The sequence below is a fragment of the Acidovorax sp. HMWF029 genome, from assembly GCF_003060895.1.
Lineage (GTDB): Bacteria > Pseudomonadota > Gammaproteobacteria > Burkholderiales > Burkholderiaceae_C > Acidovorax.
This window is the reverse complement of record NZ_QAIH01000241.1, coordinates 1-7,886: the sequence shown is the minus strand read 5'-3', so window position 1 is coordinate 7,886 and position 7,886 is coordinate 1. Positions and strand designations below refer to the sequence as shown.

The following is a 7,886-nucleotide window of genomic DNA, read 5'->3' as shown; positions in this document are numbered from 1 at the left end:
CCAGACATGGGCGCTGAGCCCTCCCTGGCCTATGTGGGCCTGGGAGCCAACCTGGGCGAGCGCGAAGCCACCCTGCGCAATGCCTTGACAGCCCTGGGTCAATGCCCCGGCACCCGTGTGCTGCGGGTGTCGCCTCTGTACGGCAGCGCGCCGGTGGATGCCGGTGGCCCCGACTACCTGAACGCCGTGGCCGAGGTAGCCACAACGCTTGCACCCGAGGCCCTGCTGCATGCGCTGCAGGCCATCGAACAATCTGCTGGGCGCGAGCGCCCCTACCGCAATGCACCACGCACGCTGGACCTGGACATCCTGTGGTTTGGCGACCAGGTGATCGACACCCCTGACCTCACCGTGCCTCACCCCCGCATGGCTGAGCGCGCATTTGTGCTGCGTCCCCTGGCCGACCTTGTGCCCGAGCGCGTGTCGGCGGCTGCCCTTCAGGCGGTGGCCTTGCAGAGCATCGACCTGTTGGCCGGTGTGGCCTGGGCAGAGGGTGCGGTAGGTGGTGATTGCTCCTGAATTAGGAGCAATAAACGCTTTCTGGTTGCGCGGAGGGGGCCAAAAAAGCTTGAAAAAAACCCGCTGTGCGCCAGGTTGACATGCGCTAGGGATGTCCTGCATAACTCCCTGCGGTCTGTGATAGCGCGGCCTCGGGCAGTCCGCTGCGTTGCTTTTCTTGCCAATAGCCGGGCTATTGGCTGCAAAAAGACGCCTTGCGGCCTGTCCCGATCCGCACTACCACCGACTCGCGAGGGTTATGCAGGACATCCCTAGATGAGCCAGGTGCTGCCCAACACCAGCGCGCCGCTGTGGAATCGGCTTGGCCGGGCCGCTGGCAGCGTCCCCTTGCGTCCCCCCTGCGTCCCCCTGGGGGGACGCGAAACCGCTCAGGGGTTAGTCGACTTTTGCACCTGAGGCCTTGACCACCTGCTGGTACTTGGCACGTTCGGCGGCCATGAAGCTGTCGAACTGTTGGGGCGTGGTGGCCACGGGTTCGGCCATCAGGGCGCCAAAGCGGGTCTTGGTTTCGGGTGCATTCAGCGCTGCCACAAAAGCCTTGTTCAGCTTGTCGATGACGGGCTTGGGGGTGGCGGCAGGTGCCACCAGGCCCCACCAGGTGTCGATGGAGAAGCCCTTGAATGTGGTCGACAGCGGAGGTACGCCAGGCAGCGAGGCCGACGCGTCCAGCGAAGTCACGGCCAGCGCCTTGAGCTTGCCCGCGCGGATGTTGGGTGCGGCGGCGGCCAGGTTGTCGATGTTGAAGTCCACCTCGCCCGCCAGCAGCGCCAGCTGGGCCGGGCTGGCGCCCCGGTAGGGGATGTGCAGAGCAAAGATGCCTGCGCGCTGCTTGAACATCTCACCCGCTAGGTGGCCTGCGCTGCCGTTGCCGCCGCTGCCGTAGTTGAGCTTGGCGGGGTTGGCCTTGGCATAGGCGATCAGGTCGGCCACCGAGTTGATCTTGAGCTGCTCGGCCTTGGCGGCGTTCATGACCAGCACGTTGGGCACACGCACCATCTGCGTGATGGCCGCAAAGTCCTTGCCTGCGTCATACGGCATGCGTGCGTACAGCCAGGGGTTGACCGCATGGGTGGCCGTGGCCGCGATGCCGATGGTCAGGCCGTCGGGCGCGGCCTTGGCAATCGCGTCGGCACCGATGTTGCCGCCTGCGCCACCTTTGTTGTCGATGATCACCGTGCCCAGCGAGTCGCGAACACGCTCGGCCAGTGCTCGCGCCGTCACGTCTATGGGGCCGCCAGGGGCGTAGGGCACGATGAGGCGGATGGGCTGGGCGGCGTCTTGCGCCCAGGCGGCACAGGACGAGAAGACTGCGGCGGCGGCAACGGCGCTGAGGAGGATGTGGTTTCTGCGGTTCATGGATGCATTGTGCAAAAGATTCGTAAGAAAGCTTACGAAAACCTGGGAGCAAGGCCTTCGGTGAGCCCCAGCTCCTCCACCAGTTTGCCCAATTCGTGGGACGAACGGATGTCCAGCTTCAAAAAAATGGCCGAGCGGTGCGTGTCCACAGTGCGTGGGTCGATCGGGCGGTCGGGGTCGCGGTACGCCAGGGCGCGGGCGACTTCCTTGCTGCTGATGCCGGTGGCCACCAGGCGCGCCACCTCCTGCTGGCGCGGGCTCAGCGCGTTCCAGCGCTCCAGCAACAAAGAGCGGCGCTGCGCCTCGGCGGCCACCTCGTGTGACAGGCAGGCCGCGCGCTGCACTGCCGCGATGAGTGTGGCTTCGTCGCAGGGTTTTTCCAGCCAGTCCACCGCGCCCTGCTTGACGACGGCCACGGCCGAGGCCAGCTCGCCATGCGCAGACAGGAACACGGTCTTGAGCACCGACCCGCGCTGGCGCATGGCCTCGAACACCTGCAGGCCGCTCATGCCTTCCATGCGCAGGTCCAGCAGCACGCAACCGGGCTGGGTCAGGTCGGTCTGGGCCAGAAACTCCGCTCCGCTCGCAAACACCTGCGCCTGGTGGCCACGGGCCAGCAGCAGGGCGGCCAGCGAGTGGCGCACGCCTGCGTCGTCGTCCACGATGTAGACCGGATGAAGCGGGGTGTGTGACTGGGCCGTGGTGTGGTCGTTCATGGCAAGGTCGCAGCGGATATCGGTGTCTGGTGCAGGGGGAGCCTTATCTCGAAGATCGCGCCCCCCCCTGCGCGGTTGCGGGCCAGCAGCTCGCCGCCCATGCTTTCAACGATGGAGCGGCAAATGTTGAGGCCCAGGCCCAGGCCACCTTCGCGGGTGGTGAAAAATGGTTCGAACAGGCGCTCGGCGATTTCGGGGGGCAGTCCCGGGCCCCGGTCCAGCACCTGCAGGGATGCGTGGCCCGCTTCGGCCACTGTGCGCAGCAGCAGCTCATGCACCTGGGGTGGCGCAGTGTGCGACTGCATGGCTTGTAGCGCGTTCAGTCCCAGGTTCAGCACCACCTGCTCCAGCAGCACGCGGTCGGCACTCACCCGCACGGGCTCGCGGGCCAGGTCCAGCCGCACGGCCACACCATGGCGGCGGGCCTCGGCGCGCAGCAGGAGCGCGAGCGACTGGTCTACGGCGGCGTTGAGATCGCAGGGCTCTCGGGCCGCCGGGTGTTGGCGCACCCAGTGGCGGATGCGGCCCACGATGTCGGCCGCGCGCAGCGCCTGCGCCGAGAGTGCTGCCAGGGTCTCGTTCAGCAGCTCGGGCTTGCCCTGTGCGGCCAGGGACTTGGCGGCAGCCGCATAGTTGACCAGCGCCGCGAGTGGCTGGTTCAGCTCGTGCGCAAGCGTTGAGGCCATCTCGCCCACAGTGATCACACGCTGCACGCGCTGTAGCTGGGCTTCGCGCTGCTGCTGCTGTTCTTCGGCGCGCTTCTGGGCGGTGATGTTCACCACCGAGCTCATCCAGCCGATGTGCTGGCCATGGCCGTCGATGAGCCGGGTGGTATAGAACATGGTGTAGACATCCGAGCCATCGCGGTGGCGCAGCCGGTTTTCGCGGCCCTGGGGCGAAGCCTTGCCGGCGAGCACGGTGTCGCTGTCGTTCCAGTGCCGATCCAGATCGTCAGGGTGCCAGTAGGGGTAGGGCGGCAGTTGCCCGATGAGTTCGTCGGCACGGTAGCCCACCATGTCGCACATGGCGGCATTCACGTAGACGATGCGGCCCTCCAGGTCGCGCGCACGCATGCCGACCAGCAGCGAGTCTTCCATCGACTGGCGGAATGCCTGCGCCTGCTGCAGCGCGTGGGTACGCTCCTGCACACGCTGCTCCAGCCCGATGCGGGCCTGGCGGTTTTCGGCCAGGCGGCGCTCGCGCAGCTGCCAGTAGAGCGCGCCCAGCACCAGCAGGCCCGAGGCCAGCGTGGCCAGCGCCCAGGCTTGCTGGCGCGCCACGGTCACCACCCGGTCGTCGGCCGTCACGGTGAGCGTCCAGCCCAGGTCGGGCAGCGCTTCCTCGAACGCCAGGTACCGCTTGCCATTGCCATCCAGGCGCAGCTCGGCGCCTGGCTGGTCGTCGTGCTGGCGCAAGGTCCAGGGCACGGGCTGGGGTGTCCAGCCGTTGCCATACTGTTCGTTGTGCTGCAGCTGCTGCACGTCGGCGGCGGGTACGGGGCGGCTGATGCGATAGAGCCAGCTGGGCTCGGAGCCCAGGAACACGATGCCGCGCTCATCCGTCACAAACACCGGGTCGCGCAGTTGCTCCCAGGGGCTGGCGATGGGCTCCATGCGCACCTTCACGGCCACCACGCCAATCACCCGGCCGTTGTCGCGCACGGGGGCCGACACAAACAGGCCAGGCTCGCCCGTGGTCTTGCCCACGCCATAAAAGCGCCCGTTATCACCACCCAGTGCATCGTGAAAGTAGGGGCGGTTGCGGTAGTTCTGGTGCACAAAGCTGTTGGGTGTGTCCCAGTTGCTCGATGCCAGCGTGAGGCCCTGCAGGTCCATCACATACAGCATGTCGGAGCCCGCGTGCTCGTTCACTGTCTGCAGGTAGGCGTTGGCTGCATCCCGTACCTCTTGGGATGCGGGGTGGTGCAAGAGCTGGCGCACCAGCGGGTGCTGGGCGGTGGTGAAAGGCAGGTAGTTGTAGCGTGTGGCCACCCCGCGCAGAGCCAGGGCCTGAACTTCGCCCGAGCGGCGCAGGTTGTCCCACTGGGTGTCCCGCTCATTCTGGGCAGCCCATTCACCGGCTGCCACCACCAGCAGCATGGCCACGCACAGCAGGGCCGCGATGAAGCCTGCACCCCGGTGCAGCCGGGGCCACTGATGTGAAGGGCGCGGGGCACCGGCCTCGGCAGAGTCGGCGGGCGCCGCGCGCGGGTCCACGGTCAGCCGCCGTGTTTATCTGCTTCGGAGGTGAAGGAGTCGGCGAAGAACTCTTCGGGCGGCAGGCCGCGCTGGGCACTGTAGGCTGCGCGGGCCGAATCGACCACGATGGGCGCACCACAGGCATAGACCTGGTGGCCCGAGAGGTCGGCAAAGTCGTCGAGCACGGCCTGGTGCACAAAACCTGTGCGGCCGCCCCAGGCATCCTCGGGCAGCGCGTCGGAAACGACGGGGATGTAGCGCAGCCAGGGCAGTTCGACGGCGCGGGCCTGCACCCATTCGTGCATGTACAGGTCTTGCGGGCGGCGGCCACCCCAGTAGAGCGCGGTGGGCCGGCTAATGCCCTTGAACTGCAGGTGCTCGATCAGCGCCTTGATGGGCGCAAACCCCGTGCCCGAGGCCAGCAGCACGATGGGCTTGTCCGAGTCCTCGCGCAGGAAGAAGCTTCCGAAGGGACCTTCGACGCGCAGGATTTCTTTTTCCTTCATCGCACCGAACACATGGTCGGTGAACTTTCCGCCCGGCATGTGACGAATGTGCAGTTCCACTCCTGGAGTCTCGGTCTGCGTGTGGGGGGCGTTGGCCATTGAATAGGCCCGGCGGGCGCCATCGCGCAGGATGAACTCGATGTACTGGCCCGCGTGGTAGCGGAAGGTGTCGGCGGCGGGCAGTTGCAGGCGCACCAGCATCACGTCGCTCGACTTCTTTTCCAGCGTGGATACGCGCACCGGCATCTTCTTGATCGGGTAGGCGCTTTCGTCGGTGACCTGGCGCGATTCGAGCACCAGATCGGACAGCGGCTCGGCACAGCAGGTCAGCACCAGGCCTGCTGCCTCTTCGTCGGCACTGAGTGCCTTGGGTTGGTGCTCGCCATGGCGCACTGTTCCGCTGATCATCTTGCACTTGCACGAGCCGCAGGCGCCGTCCTTGCAGCCATAGGGCAGGCCCACGCCGTTCTGGAGGGCGGCGGCCAGGATGGTCTGGCCCGTGTTGGCGCCGAAAGCGCGGCCGCTGGGCTGCACCGTGATTTGGAATGGGGTCTCAGCGCTGGTCATGGAGTGGGTATCCTCGGAGGCTCATCGTGTCAACAAACGGCCCCGATTTTGCCTTCAAACCAAAACCCCCTTGGCGCCCTGCCGGCGCGCTTTCGCCGTGAACGCCTGCTGATCGTGGGTTGTGGTGACGTAGGTCAACGCGTGGTGCGTGACCTGAGCACCGGCCCGGGGGCGGGGCGCCTGCAGGTGCTGGCGCTCACGTCCAGTCCGTCCCGTGTGGCGGGCTTGCGCCGTTTGGGTGCAAGGCCGCTGCTGGGCAACCTGGACGATGCTGCCACGGTGCGGCGCCTGTCGGGCGTGGCCACGCGGGTGCTGCACCTGGCGCCGCCGCCCGGTGAAGGCGCGGGCGGCGCTGCGTGGTGGGTCGACCCACGTACCGTGGCGCTGGCCCGTGTTCTGCGGCTGCGCAGCCTGCCGGTGTCGATGGCCTATGCATCGACCAGCGGGGTGTATGGCGACTGCCAGGGTGCTCTGGTGCCCGAGACGCGGCCCCTGGCACCAGCCACCCCGCGTGCCCAGCGCAGGGTGAATGCCGAGCGTGCCGTGCGCCACCTGGGCCGTGCAGGGGTGCGTGCCAGCGTGCTGCGCATCCCAGGCATCTACGCCCCAGACCGCGAGGGTGGCACGCCCGAGGCCCGCTTGCGGCGCGGAACGCCGGTGCTGGTGCCCGAGGACGATGTGTTTACCAACCACATCCATGCCGATGACCTGGCGCGCGCCTGTGTGGCCGCCTTGTGGAAGGGGCGGCCACAGCGTGCCTACAACGTGAGCGATGCGACCCACATGAAGATGGGCGATTATTTCGACTTGGCAGCCGATCTGTATGGCCTGCCGCGCCCCCCCAGGGTGCCGCGCAGCACGGCGCAGGAGCAGTTGTCGTTGATGCTGCTGAGCTTCATGGGCGAGTCGCGTCGCCTGGACAACCGGCGCATGTTGCAGGAGCTGGGTGTTCGGCTGCGCTACCCCAGTGTGGCACAGGGGCTGCAGGGGCCACGTGGTGCTGGGGTGTCAAAAGACCACTAGCAATAGATCTGCCGGCTCTCAGCGCGGGTAGACGTTGCCCTGGCTGTCATAGCAGCGAAATACGTTGCACTGCGTGAATTTTTTCGGCTCTGGGGTCGGAGTGGGCTGGGGGGTTGGGCGCACTGGGTGGCGAGGCGGCACCACCACCACAACCGGCGGCGTGGTGGTGTTGACCGTGGTGGGGCGCGCCGCACGGGCTTTTTCCACCTCTGCATATCCCTCGGGCCCGAGGCAGTCCAGGTCCATCTGCCGCTGGGCCGATTCCACGCGCTGGCTTTGTTCGTAACTGCCTGCGCTACCGCTGCTGAGCACCACGTCCAGGTTTCGGCGCGAGCGCGCGCATTCTGGGGAGCGGGCGTAGTCCTGCGACTTGACGGGATGAGTACGATCCCGTTGTGCGTTGCGCAAGGCTTCTGTTTCTGCGGCCTTGTTCTCTGCTTCCAGTCGTTTTTGCTTGAGTGCCAGCGCTTCGGCGGCCTGCTCGCGTTCTCGCTGGATTTCCTCCGGCGTCTTGCGTGCCTCCACCTCGCGCGCCGCGGCGCCGCCAGCACATTTGCCGTCGGTGTAGGTGACCTTGCCGGTGGCGGGGTCGGTGCAGCGCACGACCTGTGCCTGGGCGGCTGTGCCGATCCAGGCCACACACAGGCATGCGAGGAGATGCTGGGCTCGGGTCATGGAGGCACCGCTCAAGAAGTGGGGTTCGGCTGTTGATGGCCAGGCGAGGCGGCTCAGGGTTGTTCCTGGCCGTTTGAGAACTGGCGCGATCGCCAGTCCTGCGGGTGCGGCGTGTAGCTGCCGGGAGCCAACTGCCCGGGCCCCCGGTTGCGCCGGTCTTCTGCGGCGCGGCGGTCACGCTCGGCCTGTTCGCGGCGCGCCTGATCGCGTTCGCGGGCACGGCGGTCGGCATCGCGGGCTTGTTGTTCGCGCTCGCGGGCCGCCCTGTCCCGTTCGGCTCGGTCACGGTCCCGTTCGCGCCAGTCGTCGCGGTCACGGCCCTTGTC

General features: G+C 67.2%; 7 protein-coding genes and 1 pseudogene. 2 read left to right on the top strand and 6 right to left on the bottom strand.

The annotated features are described in order from the left end of the window. On the top strand, nucleotides 1-519 hold a 519-nt coding region (gene folK / locus DBR12_RS22385; protein WP_199226717.1), incomplete at its 5' end, for a 2-amino-4-hydroxy-6-hydroxymethyldihydropteridine diphosphokinase. Between the two features lie 375 nt (nucleotides 520-894). On the opposite strand, the gene DBR12_RS17805 is transcribed toward folK, so the two are convergent. The 4 genes from DBR12_RS17805 to DBR12_RS17790 are packed head-to-tail and all read right to left on the bottom strand — an operon-like array spanning nucleotide 895 to nucleotide 5,862. Next, nucleotides 895-1,875, bottom strand: a complete 981-nt coding sequence (locus DBR12_RS17805) for a tripartite tricarboxylate transporter substrate binding protein (RefSeq protein WP_108618485.1) — start codon at nucleotides 1,873-1,875, stop codon at nucleotides 895-897. 32 nt (nucleotides 1,876-1,907) lie between these two features. After that, on the bottom strand, nucleotides 1,908-2,591 hold the full coding sequence (locus DBR12_RS17800; protein WP_108618484.1) for a response regulator transcription factor: 684 nt from the start codon (nucleotides 2,589-2,591) through the stop codon (nucleotides 1,908-1,910). Continuing rightward, entirely contained in the window at nucleotides 2,588-4,807 is a 2,220-nt protein-coding gene (locus DBR12_RS17795) for an ATP-binding protein (RefSeq protein WP_233244773.1), read from the bottom strand. Before DBR12_RS17795 ends, DBR12_RS17800 begins: the two co-directional genes overlap by 4 nt. A gap of 2 nt (nucleotides 4,808-4,809) precedes the next feature. Beyond that, entirely contained in the window at nucleotides 4,810-5,862 is a 1,053-nt protein-coding gene (locus DBR12_RS17790) for a CDP-6-deoxy-delta-3,4-glucoseen reductase (RefSeq protein ID WP_108618483.1), read from the bottom strand. A 48-nt stretch (nucleotides 5,863-5,910) separates the two neighbouring features. Between DBR12_RS17790 and DBR12_RS17785 the strand changes: the two genes are divergently transcribed. Further along, nucleotides 5,911-6,885: an SDR family oxidoreductase gene (locus DBR12_RS17785; protein ID WP_108618482.1), complete on the top strand. Its 975-nt coding sequence runs from the start codon at nucleotides 5,911-5,913 to the stop codon at nucleotides 6,883-6,885. Between the two features lie 18 nt (nucleotides 6,886-6,903). Here DBR12_RS17785 and DBR12_RS17780 read toward each other — a convergent pair whose 3' ends face one another. Further along, nucleotides 6,904-7,560: a DUF4124 domain-containing protein gene (locus DBR12_RS17780; RefSeq protein WP_108618481.1), complete on the bottom strand. Its 657-nt coding sequence runs from the start codon at nucleotides 7,558-7,560 to the stop codon at nucleotides 6,904-6,906. Between the two features lie 53 nt (nucleotides 7,561-7,613). Continuing rightward, nucleotides 7,614-7,886: pseudogene (locus tag DBR12_RS17775) on the bottom strand (hypothetical protein); the annotation flags it as partial.

Bases quoted from the DNA above. Each gene is read 5' to 3' on its own strand.
- DBR12_RS17805 (WP_108618485.1), bottom strand. From the start codon at position 1,875: ATGAACCGCAGAAACCACATCCTCCTCAGCGCCGTTGCCGCCGCCGCA.
- DBR12_RS17790 (WP_108618483.1), bottom strand. From the start codon at position 5,862: ATGACCAGCGCTGAGACCCCATTCCAAATCACGGTGCAGCCCAGCGGC.
- DBR12_RS17800 (WP_108618484.1), bottom strand. From the start codon at position 2,591: ATGAACGACCACACCACGGCCCAGTCACACACCCCGCTTCATCCGGTC.
- DBR12_RS17780 (WP_108618481.1), bottom strand. From the start codon at position 7,560: ATGACCCGAGCCCAGCATCTCCTCGCATGCCTGTGTGTGGCCTGGATC.